At 37.5% G+C, this 15388-nt stretch carries 12 protein-coding genes and 1 pseudogene; 9 read left to right on the top strand and 4 right to left on the bottom strand.

The window, feature by feature from the left end:
- Nucleotides 1–107 precede the first annotated feature (107 nt).
- The 4 genes and pseudogenes from MJG50_RS06790 (at nt 108) to ftsX (ending at nt 3380) form a co-directional block, all read left to right on the top strand.
- A pseudogene (locus tag MJG50_RS06790) lies at nt 108–976 on the top strand (YitT family protein).
- 62 nt (nt 977–1038) lie between these two features.
- Complete coding sequence (gene cccB, locus MJG50_RS06785; RefSeq protein ID WP_240253942.1) at nt 1039–1386, top strand: cytochrome c551; 348 nt, start codon at nt 1039–1041, stop codon at nt 1384–1386.
- Nucleotides 1387–1810: 424 nt separating this feature from the next.
- A complete protein-coding gene (gene ftsE, locus MJG50_RS06780; RefSeq protein WP_240253939.1) occupies nt 1811–2497 on the top strand; it encodes a cell division ATP-binding protein FtsE in 687 nt (228 codons plus the stop codon).
- Complete coding sequence (gene ftsX, locus MJG50_RS06775; RefSeq protein WP_240253938.1) at nt 2487–3380, top strand: permease-like cell division protein FtsX; 894 nt, start codon at nt 2487–2489, stop codon at nt 3378–3380. The genes ftsE and ftsX overlap by 11 nt, the downstream gene beginning before the upstream one ends.
- Before the next feature lie 368 nt (nt 3381–3748).
- On the opposite strand, the gene MJG50_RS06770 is transcribed toward ftsX, so the two are convergent.
- The gene (locus tag MJG50_RS06770) at nt 3749–4441 is read right to left on the bottom strand and encodes an aspartate/glutamate racemase family protein (RefSeq protein WP_240253936.1); all 693 of its coding nucleotides are present in this window, start codon (nt 4439–4441) and stop codon (nt 3749–3751) included.
- Between the two features lie 109 nt (nt 4442–4550).
- Here MJG50_RS06770 and pdxR point away from each other — a divergent pair, with 109 nt between their 5' ends.
- Nucleotides 4551–5948, top strand: coding sequence for a MocR-like pyridoxine biosynthesis transcription factor PdxR (pdxR, locus tag MJG50_RS06765; protein ID WP_240253935.1), 1398 nt, complete (start codon nt 4551–4553; stop codon nt 5946–5948).
- Nucleotides 5949–6048: 100 nt separating this feature from the next.
- The gene (locus MJG50_RS06760; RefSeq protein WP_240253934.1) at nt 6049–7215 is read left to right on the top strand and encodes an ABC transporter substrate-binding protein; all 1167 of its coding nucleotides are present in this window, start codon (nt 6049–6051) and stop codon (nt 7213–7215) included.
- A gap of 186 nt (nt 7216–7401) precedes the next feature.
- On the opposite strand, the gene MJG50_RS06755 is transcribed toward MJG50_RS06760, so the two are convergent.
- Nucleotides 7402–7830 (bottom strand): Fur family transcriptional regulator, encoded by a 429-nt coding sequence (locus MJG50_RS06755; protein ID WP_240253933.1) that lies wholly within the window; start codon nt 7828–7830, stop codon nt 7402–7404.
- A 106-nt stretch (nt 7831–7936) separates the two neighbouring features.
- Nucleotides 7937–9400, bottom strand: a complete 1464-nt coding sequence (gene katA / locus MJG50_RS06750; RefSeq protein WP_275695527.1) for a catalase KatA — start codon at nt 9398–9400, stop codon at nt 7937–7939.
- Nucleotides 9401–9692: 292 nt separating this feature from the next.
- Here katA and MJG50_RS06745 point away from each other — a divergent pair, with 292 nt between their 5' ends.
- The gene (locus MJG50_RS06745) at nt 9693–11327 is read left to right on the top strand and encodes a catalase (RefSeq protein ID WP_240253932.1); all 1635 of its coding nucleotides are present in this window, start codon (nt 9693–9695) and stop codon (nt 11325–11327) included.
- Nucleotides 11328–11764: 437 nt separating this feature from the next.
- Nucleotides 11765–13312, top strand: coding sequence for a gluzincin family metallopeptidase (locus MJG50_RS06740; protein WP_240253929.1), 1548 nt, complete (start codon nt 11765–11767; stop codon nt 13310–13312).
- 60 nt (nt 13313–13372) lie between these two features.
- On the opposite strand, the gene MJG50_RS06735 is transcribed toward MJG50_RS06740, so the two are convergent.
- Nucleotides 13373–13684, bottom strand: a complete 312-nt coding sequence (locus MJG50_RS06735) for a hypothetical protein (protein WP_240253928.1) — start codon at nt 13682–13684, stop codon at nt 13373–13375.
- 192 nt (nt 13685–13876) lie between these two features.
- On the opposite strand from MJG50_RS06735, the gene MJG50_RS06730 reads away from it, so the two are divergent.
- Complete coding sequence (locus tag MJG50_RS06730; protein WP_240253927.1) at nt 13877–15304, top strand: PTS mannitol transporter subunit IIBC; 1428 nt, start codon at nt 13877–13879, stop codon at nt 15302–15304.
- Nucleotides 15305–15388: the final 84 nt, after the last annotated feature.

Below are 15388 nucleotides of genomic sequence, written 5' to 3'. Positions count from 1 at the left end.
GTTATTCTGCTGGCGTTTACTTGTATTTTTGGTCATGATATACTTCCAAAAGCTATTATAAAATAGAATGATCGAATGCTGTCTATTCGTGTAATGGGGGTATTATGATGCATAAAAGAAGACGCCAGCATGTGGAACTGAATCCAAAGCTGGGGGTGTTAAAGGAAGTACTATACATACTAATCGGCTCGGCGACTGTTGCACTTTCATTTAATTTATTTTTACTTCCAAATAAAGTTGCTTCAGGTGGCGTCAGTGGGATTAGTACAATTTTACATGCATTACTCGGATGGGAGCCTGCCTATGTTCAATGGGCCTTTAATATCCCGTTATTCATAGCAGGGGTTATTTTTCTAGGAAAACAATATGGTATGAAAACATTGATTGGGACACTGTTCCTTCCATTTGTTGTGTATCTCTCTAGAAACCTGGAGCCAGCGACCCTAGATCCACTTCTAGGCTCATTATTTGGTGGAATTGGAGTAGGGCTTGGTTTGGGAATTACGTTTCGTGGGAATGCATCGACAGGGGGGACAGATTTAGCAGCGCAAATCGTCAATAAATTTACTGGCCTGTCGCTCGGTACATGTGTCGCATTGATTGATGGACTAATTGTGCTATCAGCTGCGATTGTCCTTAATATTGAAAGTGGACTCTACGCATTAATCGGTCTATTCGTTACAAGTAAAACGATCGACCTTGTTCAGGTTGGTTTAGGATATTCAAAAATGGCGATCGTCATTACAAATAGGCAAGATGAAGTTCGTCAAGAAATTTTTGAAAAATTAGACCGAGGCGTTACGAAATTGTCAGGATATGGTGGATTTACAGATGATGAGCGCCCAATCTTAATGTGTGGGTGGATCAGACTGAGTTCACAAAATTGAAACAACTAGTCAGAAGCATTGATACGTCTGCATTTGTTGTAGTTATGGACGCTGCAGAGGTATTAGGTGAGGGTTTTAAAAAAGCGTAAATAGGTTATAATATGAAGTGTATAATGGAAAAATTTACTTACATTTTTAGGGGGTTACGATTGTGAAACGTAAGAAGCTATTAGCATTCTTAATGGGCACTACACTCGTGTTCGGTCTTGCTGCTTGTGGTGGAAATGATGATGACAATGCATCAGACAAAGGCACTACAGACAGTGGCGGAGCTGCTACTGCATCCGCAGAAGACATTGTTAAAGACAAAGGCTGTATCGCATGCCATGGTGGAGATTTATCTGGTGGTGCTGGTCCTGACTTAACAAAGGTTGGTTCAAAATATTCAAAAGATGAGATTGCAGATATCATTAAAAATGGTAAAGGTTCGATGCAGCCTCAAAACCTAAGTGACGAAGAGACATCTACTGTTGCTACTTGGTTATCAGAGAAAAAATAATATATGAATCAAGCCATCTGTTTATTTGAACAGATGGCTTTTTATCCGCGAAGATTTAGGTAGAACATTTGCACGATAGATGAATTAAATGCACGATACACAAAATATATGCACGTTAGTTACCAATGTAGCTGCCTTGAAGTTGAAAATGAAAGAACCCCAAAATATGTACAAAAGACGAATCCTCATATATCTCCTACCTCATTAAATATGTAATTATATCCACGCCCCCTTTCTAAAAACTCGCTAACTGCACATCCTAAGCCTATCTATTACAACACGAAATCAAAATGTAATAAATTTTGCTCTGATTTTGACGAATTTTGATGTTATAATGGGAAAGGTGAATAAAGAACATATTTAAAAGTGCGGATTTTGTCGATTAAGTAAATACTACTAAAAAACTACAATAGGTGATTTCATAATGATAGAAATGCAGGATGTTTATAAAAAGTATCCAAATGGCGTTTTAGCTGTTAATGGAATAAATGTGAAAATAAAACAAGGTGAATTCGTTTATGTCGTAGGACCTAGTGGTGCAGGGAAATCTACTTTTATAAAAATGATGTACCGCGAGGAAAAGCCTACAAAAGGTGCAATTATGATTAACGGAATCAATCTTGCAAAGCTAAAAGAGAGCAAGGTCCCTTTTTTACGCAGAAATATTGGGGTTGTATTCCAGGATTTCAAGCTGCTACCACGATTAACGGTATATGAGAATGTGGCGTTTGCTTTGGAAGTAATTGAAGAGAACCCAAAAAATATCAAAAAACGTGTAATGGACGTTCTTGATTTAGTTAAGTTAAAACATAAGGCGAGATTTTTACCGGATGAACTTTCAGGTGGGGAGCAGCAACGAGTTTCCATCGCTCGCTCCATTGTGAATTCACCTGGAGTGATGATTGCGGATGAACCGACTGGAAATCTTGATCCTGATACTTCTTGGGAAATTATGAACATTTTTGAAGAGATCAATTTCCGCGGTACAACAATTGTAATGGCTACCCATAATCGTGAAATTGTAAATACAATTAAAAAACGTGTTATTGCAATTGAAGGTGGGCGAATTGCTCGTGATGAGGTAAGGGGGGAGTATGGTTATGAAAATTAATACCCTTCGCCGTCACTTCAGGGAAAGTTTAAAAAATCTAAGTCGTAATGGCTGGATGACATTCGCATCTGTGAGTGCTGTAACCGTAACACTTCTACTAGTTGGTGTATTCTTAGTTATTATGATGAACTTAAATAGCATGGCAACATCAATCGAAAAAGATGTAAAAATCAGTGTTCAAATTGATTTAGCTGCAACAAAGGAAAATCAAGCCGCATTAAAAGCGAGTATTGAAAAGATTCCACAGGTTGCAAATATTACCTACTCTTCTAAGGATCAAGAATTAAAGAAATTAATGGAAAGCTTTGGCGAAGAAGGTAAAGTACTAGAACTATACGAACAAGATAATCCGCTTCATGATGTATATATCGTAAAAACAAAGGAACCAACAGATGTCATGGGAGTAGCAAAGAAAATAGAAGGACTTGAATTTGCTTCAAAAGTAATCTATGGAAAAGAAAGTATCGAGAAGATGTTCGGTGCTGTTAAAGTCTCTCGAAACATTGGAATTGGATTAATTGTAGGGTTACTCTTTACGGCAATGTTCCTCATTTCAAATACGATTAAAATTACGATTATCGCTAGGAAAAGGGAAATTGAGATTATGAAGCTTGTTGGTGCAACAAATTCATTTATTAGATGGCCATTTTTCTTAGAAGGTCTCTTCTTAGGAATTTTAGGATCGATTATCCCAATTTCGCTCATCCTTGGTAGCTATAATTACTTATATAATTTTCTTCAACCAAAACTGGCTGGCACATTCCTAAAACTATTGCCATTTGAACCATTTGCGTTTCAAGTGTCAGGTTTATTAATAGCAATCGGTGCATTTATCGGTGTTTGGGGAAGCTTAATGTCTGTAAGGAAGTTTTTAAAAGTATAAGAAGTTCGGTTGTAAAGTAGAAAAACGATATTTACAGGGGCAAAATCACATAAAACATACAGTAAAACGCAGAGGTTAAGCAGCCTCTGCGTTTTTTTAAACGTCCTTAATAAATATGTCGAGTAACTATTAAAAGTAAAATAAGCGAAGATTTTCCTGTTAAATGCAGAATGGTGTTCATTTCAGGGGAAATAAGGGAAGGTTTTCCGCTTATGCCAAGTAAATCCTCCAATTTTGCTGTTTCTCGGGCGAATAGGCGGAAATTTTCCTTTTATTTATGCCTTTTTTTAATAATATTTACAAATTAGAGGAAATTCTCCGTCTATTTATCAGCCCGAGTGCTCACAACCTGCCCCTCCAACCGATATTTAATCAACCAGTGCTATTTCCGCAACCTTTTTCGAATGAAGGTATGTTGTATCAAACACAGGTATTGATGTATCCACTTGTTGAATTAACAACGGAATCTCGGTACAGCCAAGGATGATTCCTTCTGCTCCTTCTTTGTGAAGGCTTTGTATAATGTCCAAATATGCTTGCTTCGAGGAGTCATTAAGCTCACCCTTACATAACTCTTGATAAATAACATTGTGAATAACTTCACGGTCTGAATCATTTGGAATGATGACCTCAATGCCACTTTTTTCAAGAATTTCTCGATAAAACGGTTGTTCCATCGTAAACCTTGTTCCAAGAAGGCCAACCTTCGCAAGTCCCTTCTCCTTAACCGCTTCGACAACACAGTCAACAATATGAATAATCGGAATCGATAGCGTACTCTTCATTTCATCGACCATTTTGTGCATCGTATTCGTACAAATAACAATCATGTCTGCCCCACTATTTTCTAATGTTTTTGCAGCATGGATCATTTCATCAGTTAGTTTAGCCCATTCGCCAGCCTTTTGCAGCGCAGCTACTTCTTCAAAATTAAATGAGTACAATAGACATTTTGCAGAATTAATCCCACCTAAACTCTCCTGAACAAAGCGGTTTATATAGGAATAATAGACGCTCGAAGACTCCCAGCTTAATCCACCAATCAATCCAATCGTTTTCATTTTTTATTCCTCCTTTTCTCTATAAAAATGGTATCATGTTATACTGGTCACATATAGAGCCAAAAAAGAGCTAATTTGATAGTACCAGTTTTGAAAGGAGTCATTAAAAATGTTGTGGTTTCATGTAGAACGAAAAGATACGAAGTCCTTAACGCAACAAGTGTATGAGCAAATTAGAATGTATATTTTAGATGGGGATTTGAAAGTAAATGAAAAACTGCCATCAACTCGGGAACTTGCAACTTCTGTTGGTGTTTCGCGGAATATTGTTCTTGAGGTTTATGATCAATTAGTTGCAGAAGGTTATTTAGTTGTTCGCCCAAAATCTGGTACATATGTAGCTCCTGGTTCTTCTTTTAAAGTAAAAAGTCAGCAGGATACAGCATCTTACCAACAGGATCAACCGGGAATGATTGAACAAAATATGATTGATTTTCGGGCTGCCCATCCAGCAATGGACCATTTTCCGAGAAAAGTATGGGGGAGGCTTGCGAAGGAGATTTGCTATGATGCACCAGATTCTATTTTTGGATATCATGTAGCAGGTGGTCATCCAGAATTAAAACGTGTTTTAGCAGCATATTTATTACGAACCCGTGGGGTAAAGTGTGACCCCAATCAAATCGTGATTACGTCAGGTGCGACGCAAGCTCTATCAATTATTACGGAATTATTAGTAGATGCTGCAAACCCTTATGTTGCAGTAGAAGACCCTGTTACCTATGAGATGCGAAATATTTTTTCTTATGCTGGTGCATCTATACGACCAATTCCTGTCGATCATGAAGGCATTCAACCGGAGTTTCTATCAAATGATGAACCTCCGAGCTTCATATTTGTGATTCCCTCCCATCAGTTTCCACTGGGGGGAACTTTAACAATTCAAAGGAGAATAAAGCTTATAGAATATGCACGTCAGATGAATTGCTACATCGTGGAGGATGATTATGATAGTGAATTTACATATGAGGGAAGTCCTGTTCCTTCACTTCAAGGGCTTGATCCAGGCAAAGTGCTATATGTTGGAACGTTTAGTAAGATACTTTCACCTGCATTAAGAATTGGATATGTTGTGTTGCCGACTAATCTAATCGAGCCCTTTCAAACTTTAAAATGGTATACAGACCGTCACAATTCATCCCTGGAACAATTAATTCTTGCTCGTTTTATTGAAGAGGGCAATCTAGATAAGCATATAAGGAAAATGAGGAAGGTTTATCAACAGCGTAGAAAAGCATTAGTGGATGGTTTATTAGCAACTTTTCCGGAATGTACAATTTTAGGGCAAGCAGCAGGGATGCACCTAGTTGTGGAGTTAAAAAACATCATCTTTGACTCACATTGCTTGCAACGGATTGAAGACCAAGGTGTACGTGTATATCCAGTTGAAGATTTTTCCCTCGTTAAAGGAAAGCATATGCATCAAATTGTGATTGGCTATGGTAGTTTAACAGTGGATGAAATAAAGGATGGGATAAGTAGGTTAAAAAAAGCATTATATGTGTAGACGAATATAATTAATTTTTGTACAATTAATTCTGAATGTTATATATTTTTAGATAAATTAAAGTCATCATAGATAAAATAATAATAAAAGGGGGATTTGAATGAAAAAGAAAAGAGTATTTGCTTTGCTTTCTACGATTTTACTAATGCTTGGCTTATTAGCAGGATGTAGCAGCTCTGAAAGTGGTGGAGAAGGTGGAGAAGGAGACATCATCAAAATAGGGGTCAATCTTGAGCTCACTGGTGAGTCTGAATTTATTGGGAAGTCAATCGAACAAGGTCTTGATCTCGCTCTTAAACATGTGAATGAAGAAGGAATCGGTGGGAAAACAATTGAGCTCGTCAAAATTGATAATAAATCAAGTGAGGATGAAGCGAAAAGTGGTGCGACGAAGTTAATTGACGATGATAAGGTCATTGCAATCATTGGTTCAGGGACAAATGAAACCACACTTGCACAAATTGACATTGCCCAGGAAAAGAAAATCCCATTAATTACACCAACTGGAATGGATGCATCTCTAACAAGTCAGGAATATGTGTTTCGAACTACATTTATTGATTCCTACCAGGGACCAGCGGCTGCAAACTTTGCATCACAAGACTTAAGTTTGAAAAATGCGGTGATTTTAATTGATAATGCAAGTGATTATTCTAAAAATCTAGCAGAATCTTTTAAAAACGCATTTGAAGAAAATGGTGGAAAAGTAGTTTCTGAAGAAGAATATAGTAGTGGAGATACTGACTTTGCTGCAATCCTAGCAAATGTTCAATCAGCTAATCCTGAATTTCTGTACGTACCTGGTCATTATGAGGAAGTAGGGCTTATTTTAAAGCAAGCGCGTGAACTTGGACTTAAAATTCCATTTATCGGAGGAGATGGCTGGGATTCAGCGGAGTTAGGTAATATATCTGGCAAGCAAATGTTAACAAATGCATTTATAACAACGCATTATACGTCCAAAGATAAGGATAAAGCAGTTGCTACCTTTGTAAGGAAATTTAAGGAGAAAAATACAGGTCAGGTGGCGAACACTTACTCAGCTCTTGGATATGATACTGTATTTTTACTAGCGGATGCGATAAAGCGGGCTGGTTCAGCAGATCCTGAAAAAATTCAAGAAGCACTAGCTGCTACTGATGGATTAGCTCTAATAACAGGTACGTTAACCTTTGATGCTGATCGTAACCCTTTGAAATCTATTACAATCATAGAATATAAAGACGGGATTCAGCAGTTTATTAAAAAGATAGAACCAAAAGAATAGAATCGAGGACTACAAAATAATAAGCACAATTTGTCATGTTAAAGAGGTGACAATTTGTGCTTTTTCTGTTTCACTTCATTTTTATTCGAATTCCACATTCACAGAGGATACTATGTTTTAAATATTTGATTGAAGATCCGCATTTAGGACAAAGCGATTTTTGAAGTAGCATTTTTTTCACCCTCTTTATTGAATTTGACATGTCGGACAAAGTCCGTACACCTCCATTTGGTGTGTGTGTATTTTAAAAGAAGTTAATTTACAGGCAACATGTTCAATTTCCTTCAAGTTTGGATAGTTAAAGTCGATAATTTCTCCACAGGATTCACATAAAATGTGATAATGCTCTGGTTGATTGGCAAGTTCATATTTACTTAAACCGTTTCCATATGGCAGTTCTTTTAAAATATGCAATGATAGAAATAATTTCACGTTGTTATAAATAGTCGCCAAGCTAATATAGGGTAATTTTTGATGAATATCTTCTACAGTAGGGTGGCCTTTTATTGAAATGATTGTTTGCAAGATTAAAATTCGTTGAGGCGTTATCCGTAATCCACGTTCTTTTAAAAATGGAATAAGTTCTATTATTTTTTCATCTTCCACAATAAACATCCTCTTTTATATAGTGTAAAGATAGGTATCCGAAAATGTTATCGGATACCTAAATGAGAATTTGAGAATAAAATTGAGAATTGATAGATTGATAATGCTTCCTTATTTACGCTAAAACTTCTGCAGGTACTTGTAAGCCTAGTCCTTCTGCAATACGAGTTCCATACTCAGGATCAGCTTTGTAGAAATGTCCGATTTGACGAAGCTTGATTTCATCGCCCTCTACAGGCTTCATTGCACCAACGATTGTATTCACAAGACGAGTTCGTTCTTCTTCACTCATCAAGCGGAATAAGTCACCAGCTTGTGTGTAGTGGTCGTTTGCATCATAAGAAACACTGTCAGCAACGCCAGATATCGCATATGCTGCTTGCTTATCTTCTGGTGATTCTGTTGGTCCACCAAAACTATTTGGCTCGTAATATAGTGATTTTCCACCATTGCCATCAAAACGCATTTGGCCATCACGTTGGTAGTTGTTCACTTCATTTCGTGCACGGTTAATTGGTAGAGCTTGATGGTTTGCACCAACACGATAACGATGTGCATCATGATAAGCAAACAGACGACCTTGTAGCATTTTATCTGGTGATACATCAATACCAGGCACCAAAGTTCCAGGTGAGAATGTAGCTTGTTCAACTTCAGCAAAATAGTTCTCTGGATTACGATCCAATACCATACGACCTACCTCGATTAACGGATAGTCTTTTTGTGACCATGTTTTAGTTACATCAAATGGGTCAAAACGGTACGTATTCGCATCTTCTAAAGGCATAATTTGAACGTAAAGCTTCCATTCAGGGAAGTCTCCATTTTCAATGGCATTAAATAAATCTTCAGTATGATAATCTGGGTTTTCACCAGCAATTTTCTCTGCAACTTGTGGATCTAAGCATTTCACACCTTGCTCAGTTCTGAAATGATATTTTATCCATACGCCATCGCCTTCAGCATTGGTCCATTTGAATGTATGGCTTCCGTAACCATGCATATGGCGAAGTGTTGCTGGAATACCACGGTCTCCCATTAACCAAGTTACTTGGTGTAATGATTCAGGAGATAAAGACCAGAAATCCCAAACTGCTGTAGGATTTTTCAAATGTGTTTGTGGGTGGCGCTTTTGTGTATGAATGAAATCAGGGAATTTAATCGCATCGCGAATAAAGAATATCGGTGTGTTATTCCCAACTATGTCATAGTTACCTTCTTCTGTATAAAATTTAACTGCAAAACCACGTGGGTCGCGAACTGTATCTGCAGATCCATTCTCACCAGCAACTGTTGAGAATCGAATAAATAGTGGTGTACGCTTCCCTACTTCTGAAAAGAGGTTAGCTTTTGTGTACTTTGTAACATCATTCGTTACTTCAAAATAACCATGTGCACCAGCACCTTTTGCGTGAACAACACGTTCAGGAACACGTTCTCTGTTAAAGTGTGCCAATTTTTCTAATAGATGTACATCCTGAATTAATGTTGGTCCTCTTGATCCTGCTGTCATAGAGTTCTGGTTGTCCCCAACAGGAGCACCCCAACTAGTAGTTAGCTTATTTTTATTTGTACTCAAACTAGATCACCTCATATCAAAATTTCTCTTACAAATATAATGATAACATCTCTCAATAAAAAATCAATACTTTTTTATAATAATTATAAATTAGTATACTATATAAAGGGTGGAAAATTCTTTATATTATAAAAATAGTAGCTGGTAAATAGAATCTCTGACTATTAATACAGTATTCTATGAATGTAGAAATAGAACATTTTAAGGTTTTAGGAAAATGGTATACATATAAGCAGAGTACACAGGGAATAATTTTATCGTCTTCTTAATAGAAATAGGAGGGATATATTCATTGAAGGAAAACAAACATGAAACGAATGCTAGTGGTGTTGGAGGTTCAGGTGATAACCGTTTAGGCACTGGTGAAAGTACAGATTCATTAACAAATCGCCAAGGCCATCCTATTACAGATAATCAAAATATTAGAACAGTTGGCAGCCGTGGGCCGTCAACGCTTGAGAATTATGATTTTCTAGAAAAAATGACACACTTTGATCGTGAACGAGTCCCGGAACGGGTAGTGCATGCGCGGGGGGCAGGTGCCCATGGGTATTTTGAATCTTATGGGAAAGTGGGTGATGAACCTGTTTCAAAATATACGAGGGCAAAGCTGTTTCAAGAGCCTGGAAAACGTACACCGGTTTTTGTTCGCTTTTCAACTGTTGCAGGTGCGATGGAATCACCAGAAACTGAACGTGATCCAAGAGGATTTGCTGTGAAATTTTATACAGAGGATGGAAACTGGGATCTTGTCGGAAATAACTTGAAAATATTCTTTATCCGCGATGCGATGAAATTCCCCGATATGATTCATGCATTCAAGCCCGATCCGGTATCGAATCTGAGTAATCCAGAAAGAATGTTTGATTTTCTCTCCCAAACGCCAGAGGCAACACATATGGTTACATTCTTATTCTCGCCATGGGGGATTCCAGCGAACTATCGACAGATGCAAGGGTCTGGGGTAAATACATACAAATGGGTTAACAAGGATGGAGAAGCGGTATTAGTGAAGTATCATTGGGAACCATTGAAGCAAGGAATTAAGAACTTAACGCAAAAAGAAGCACACGAAATACAAGCAACGAATGTAAGTCATGCGACTCAGGATTTGTATGAGGCAATTGAACGTGGTGATTATCCCGAGTGGGAGTTTTGCGTTCAGATTATGAGCGATGATTATCATTCAGAGTTAGATTTTGACCCATTGGATGATACGAAATTATGGCCAACTGATCAGTTTCCGTTTTTAAAGGTGGGAAAAATGGTTTTAAATAAAAATCCGGAAAATTATTTTAATGAGGTTGAGCAATCTGCATTTGGTACAGGTGTTTTAGTAGATGGATTAGATTTTTCGGATGATAAAATGCTACAAGGCAGAACGTTTTCTTATTCAGACACGCAGCGCTATCGTGTTGGAACAAACTATTTGCAGCTTCCAATTAATGCACCGAAAAAACGTGTTGCTACCAATCAGCGAGGCGGTCAAATGTCATATTATGTGGATACAACACCTAGCCAGAATCCGCATATTAATTATGAGCCATCTGTTATTGGTGGACTTAAGGAAGCCAAGCAATTAGGGAAAGTACATGAGCCACATTATAGTGATAAATTAGTTCGCGAAAAAATTGACCGTCCGAACGATTTTGGACAAGCTGGTGACACGTACCGTAGCTTTGAAGAATGGGAGAGAGAGGAACTCATCAGTAATCTTGTCAATGCACTCAAGAATTGTAGACCTGAAATTCAAAATAAAATGATTGAGTATTTCACTAATGCTGATAAGGATTATGGAAGACGAGTTAAAGAAGGTGTGGCAAAAGCAATGGAAGCGATGAAAGATATGCCGCAAACAGGTTCTGCAAGCGCAAATAAAGCGAGTGAAAAAGCAGAAAATATGGGGCATGAAGCAGACCCATATTAGAAAGAGATAGCCGGCCTCAAGGGTTCGGCTATTTTTATTTGTTTAAAATTGGTGGTGTAAATGCACGATGCCTTGCTGCGGAAGTAAAAAGTTCCCAAAAATAGTGGTGCAAAAGTCCGAAACACCACTAAGGAAGTAAAAAAATCCCAAAATTAGTGGTATAAAAGCTTGAAACATCACCTAAAAAGTAAAAAGTTCCCAAAAATAGTGGTGCAAAAGTCCGAAACACCACTAAGAAAGTAAAAAAATCCCAAAATTAGTGGTATAAAAGCTTGAAACATCACCTGAAAAGTAAAAAGTTCCCAAAACCAGTAAGGTAAATGCTCCATATCTCAACAATTTTTCCAAATCAATAATAAAACACTTGATACCGACATTATTGTCGTTTATAATAACGACAAAGATGTCGATAATAAAGTTGGAATGGGGAGAATGTAATGGAACAAACGAAGGAATTGATGGATATTAACCGTCTTGCTAACATTACAGACGAAGAAGAGTGGAAAGCTGCTTATGATGAGGAATTTGCTAAACTTCAACATGTGTCACAAAGAAGTAAAGAACTAGAATACAATATGTTTGCTTACAATGAACACTCAGAAGAGCAAGGCATGCTTGAGGAAAGTGTGCATAGTACCTTATCGAATCCAATGCTGCTAGAAACATTAAAAAGATGGAAAAGTCACATAAAAGAACCACTTTGGAATAGACGACTTCAAGTAATGATTCAAGAAATCGAAGAGACGCTTGTAGCTTCTGACCCGAGAATAACTAAAATACGAAATGAATTGCAAACAACTTTAATGCAAAAGGAATTCATTGTTGATGGGCAGACTTTTAATATGGCAACTGTGAATTCAAGTCGGATGGAACTGGTAGATCGAGAGTTAAGAAGAAAATTGCATTTAGCAGTTTCGATGTACGGGAATGAAGTACAGGAGCCATTCCGCAAGCTCATTAAGATACGTAACCAAGTAGCAACGGAATTTGGCTACCGTAATTATTATGATTTTAAATTTCAATTTCGCGGGCTAAACTTCGAGCAATATAAAAAGGAATGTCAAACCATCATTGAGAATTCGAGGGATACTTGGGATAACTGGATGAATCGAATTAAAGAAAAATTCGGTTGGGATGAAATCTATGCTTCTGATGGATTATATGCAGCTGTTAACTTCGGCAATATCGATCAAGTACAATTTAGTCCCGATAAAATCCAAAAGGCTATCGATGATGCAACTAAGAAATTTGGGGTTGATCTACAAACCCTTCCAATTGATATCAAGGTTTTAAAGATCCCATTTGGAGGATTTAATATCCAGATTGCACCAGATGATATTCGAATGGTCGTTAATGAAAAAACGGGCCATTCAGTCTTTTTTACAGCATTTCACGAATTTGGCCATGCTTTATATGAAGCATTCTCCTCCACTAGGTATATTGAGCTATATGATTATAAAAATGTGATCGCTCATGAATCAATGGCTGAGCTTTTTGCAACAATTACAAGTCAGGAAAAGTGGCTCCGCGGATTTTGGCAGCTAAACGATACAGAGATAAAAGAAATTACTGATTCCCAACATATCTTTGAATTAATCTTAATGAGAACTCATTACTATTTCAGTCTCATAGAGCAGGGAATCTATGAGAACCCAAGCTGTGATCTAGGCGAACTCTCCAATCAATTATTTAAGGAAGTTTACGGGATAGAGGATGTCGGTTTCCATCCAGCCGCTGAGCTTTTATATGTATCTAACCCTGCATATGTTCAAGACTATATTTACGCTGATGGGATTAGAGATATGCTCCTACACAAACTTAAGGTGGATGGCATGTATGGGGAAAATGAAGCCTTTGAAGTGATCAAGAAGGAATTTATGGAGCCTTCAGAACGATTCACTTGGGCAGAAAAAGTAAAACAAATTTGTGGTGAAGAGTTCACATTTGCGTATTATGGGGAATATTTAGCAAGTGGAAGAAAATAATATTGAAGGACGAGGGTGTTTACCACGATTTTAAGTAGGGAACACTTCGTCCTTTTTCTATCACATCAAGAATTGCATGCCCAAGTACACGATAAAACAAAAGATGGACCCAACTAAAAATGGACCGAGCCGTACCACGGCTTTTTCATGCTTTGGTTGATGTCTACCAGCCAGCGCATGAAAGACTGCAACCTCTGAATTCTTTGATAATGCATCCCCCGAAGAACCTAGTAAATAAGCAATAAATGTAAAGATAACAGAGCCAAAAAACATAGTTGATAACAAATGATAATCAAAATAAAAGGCCACACCGAAAAGGATACCTAGCTCAATCAATAAAACTAAAAGACTAAAGCCAAAAAACCTTAACATGTTCCTACCCCTCCTTTATCCTTTATACGTACTAGTAAAGAAAAAGTTTCGGAAAATTCCATCAACTATAAAAATGACAACAATCCCTGTGACAAATTACTCATTAGTTTAAATTGAAGTGTGTGTGTAAACGCTTTAATATTAACCATACAAACAGCAATTATTATTAAGTTATTTGAAAGGGGTATAGATATGACAAATACAGGAGAGACACAAAGTGGTTTTCGTGTAAAAGTTCAGAAGTTTGGTAGCTTTTTAAGTGCAATGATTATGCCAAATATCGGAGCGTTTATCGCTTGGGGCTTTATCACTGCATTATTTATTCCGACTGGCTGGACACCGAATGAGGATTTAGGAAAGCTAGTTGGTCCAATGATTACGTATTTATTACCACTACTTATTGGTTATACCGGTGGTAAGATGGTCCATGATGTCCGAGGGGGGGTTGTTGGTGCAACCGCAACGATGGGGGTAATCGTTGGTGCAGATATCCCAATGTTCCTTGGTGCAATGATCATGGGTCCTTTAGGAGGCTGGGCAATTAAGAAATTTGACCAGCTCATTCATGGTAAAATTAGACAAGGCTTTGAAATGTTAGTCAATAACTTCTCAGCAGGAATTATCGGTGGTCTTTTAACCGTTTTAGCATTCAAGGCAATTGGCCCAGTTGTTGTTGCGTTAAGTGATGTTCTTGCAGCAGGAGTAGAGGCGATTATTAATGCAGGTTTATTGCCATTAGCAAGTATTTTTGTAGAACCTGCAAAAGTATTATTTTTAAACAATGCGATTAACCATGGAATCCTTAGTCCATTAGGTATCGACCAGGCTGCTGAAACAGGAAAGTCAATCCTATTCCTACTTGAAACAAACCCAGGACCTGGATTAGGAATTTTATTAGCATTCATGTTCTTTGGAAAAGGTTCTGCAAAACAAACTGCACCTGGTGCTGCGATCATTCACTTCCTAGGTGGTATTCATGAAATTTACTTCCCTTATATTCTTATGAAGCCGATGCTATTATTAGCGGCAATCGCTGGAGGATTAAGTGGAGTATTCACATTTACAATCTTTAGTGCTGGTCTAATTGCTCCACCTTCTCCAGGAAGTATTATTTCATTAATGGCGATGACACCGAAAGGAAATTATGTTGGTGTATTAGCGGGAGTAATTGTTGCGACTGCGGTTTCGTTCTTTGTAGCTTCAATCATTTTAAAGGCAAGTAAGAACAAAGAAGAAGATATTTCAGAAGCAGCTGCAAAAATGCAAGAAATGAAAGGTAAAAAGAGTAGTGTTGCAGGTGCGTTAGATACACAACAAGCTGAATCAGCTTCATTAGATAAAGTAAATAAAATCGTATTTGCATGTGATGCGGGTATGGGTTCAAGTGCAATGGGTGCTTCCATATTACGAAATAAAGTTAAAAAGGAAGGCTTAGATATTGATGTGACGAATACGTCTATTAGTAATCTCCCGCCAGACGCTGATGTGGTTATTACACATAAAGATCTAACCCCACGTGCAAAGGATAAGCTTCCAAATGTTCATCATATCTCTGTTGATAACTTTTTAGGAAGTCCAAAATACGATGAATTAATCGAACAATTAAAAACTGACAAATAATCAAAAGAGAGTCTAGTGTTTACTAGACTCTCAGATTGTCGACAAAAGGCACCGAGAGGAATCCCTCTCGGTGCCTTTTGTCAT

It is taken from the genome of Fredinandcohnia quinoae, from assembly GCF_022427965.1.
Classification (GTDB): domain Bacteria; phylum Bacillota; class Bacilli; order Bacillales; family Bacillaceae_L; genus Ferdinandcohnia; species Ferdinandcohnia quinoae.
The sequence above is the reverse complement of the archived record's forward strand: the minus strand, read 5'-3'. Positions and strand labels throughout refer to the sequence as shown.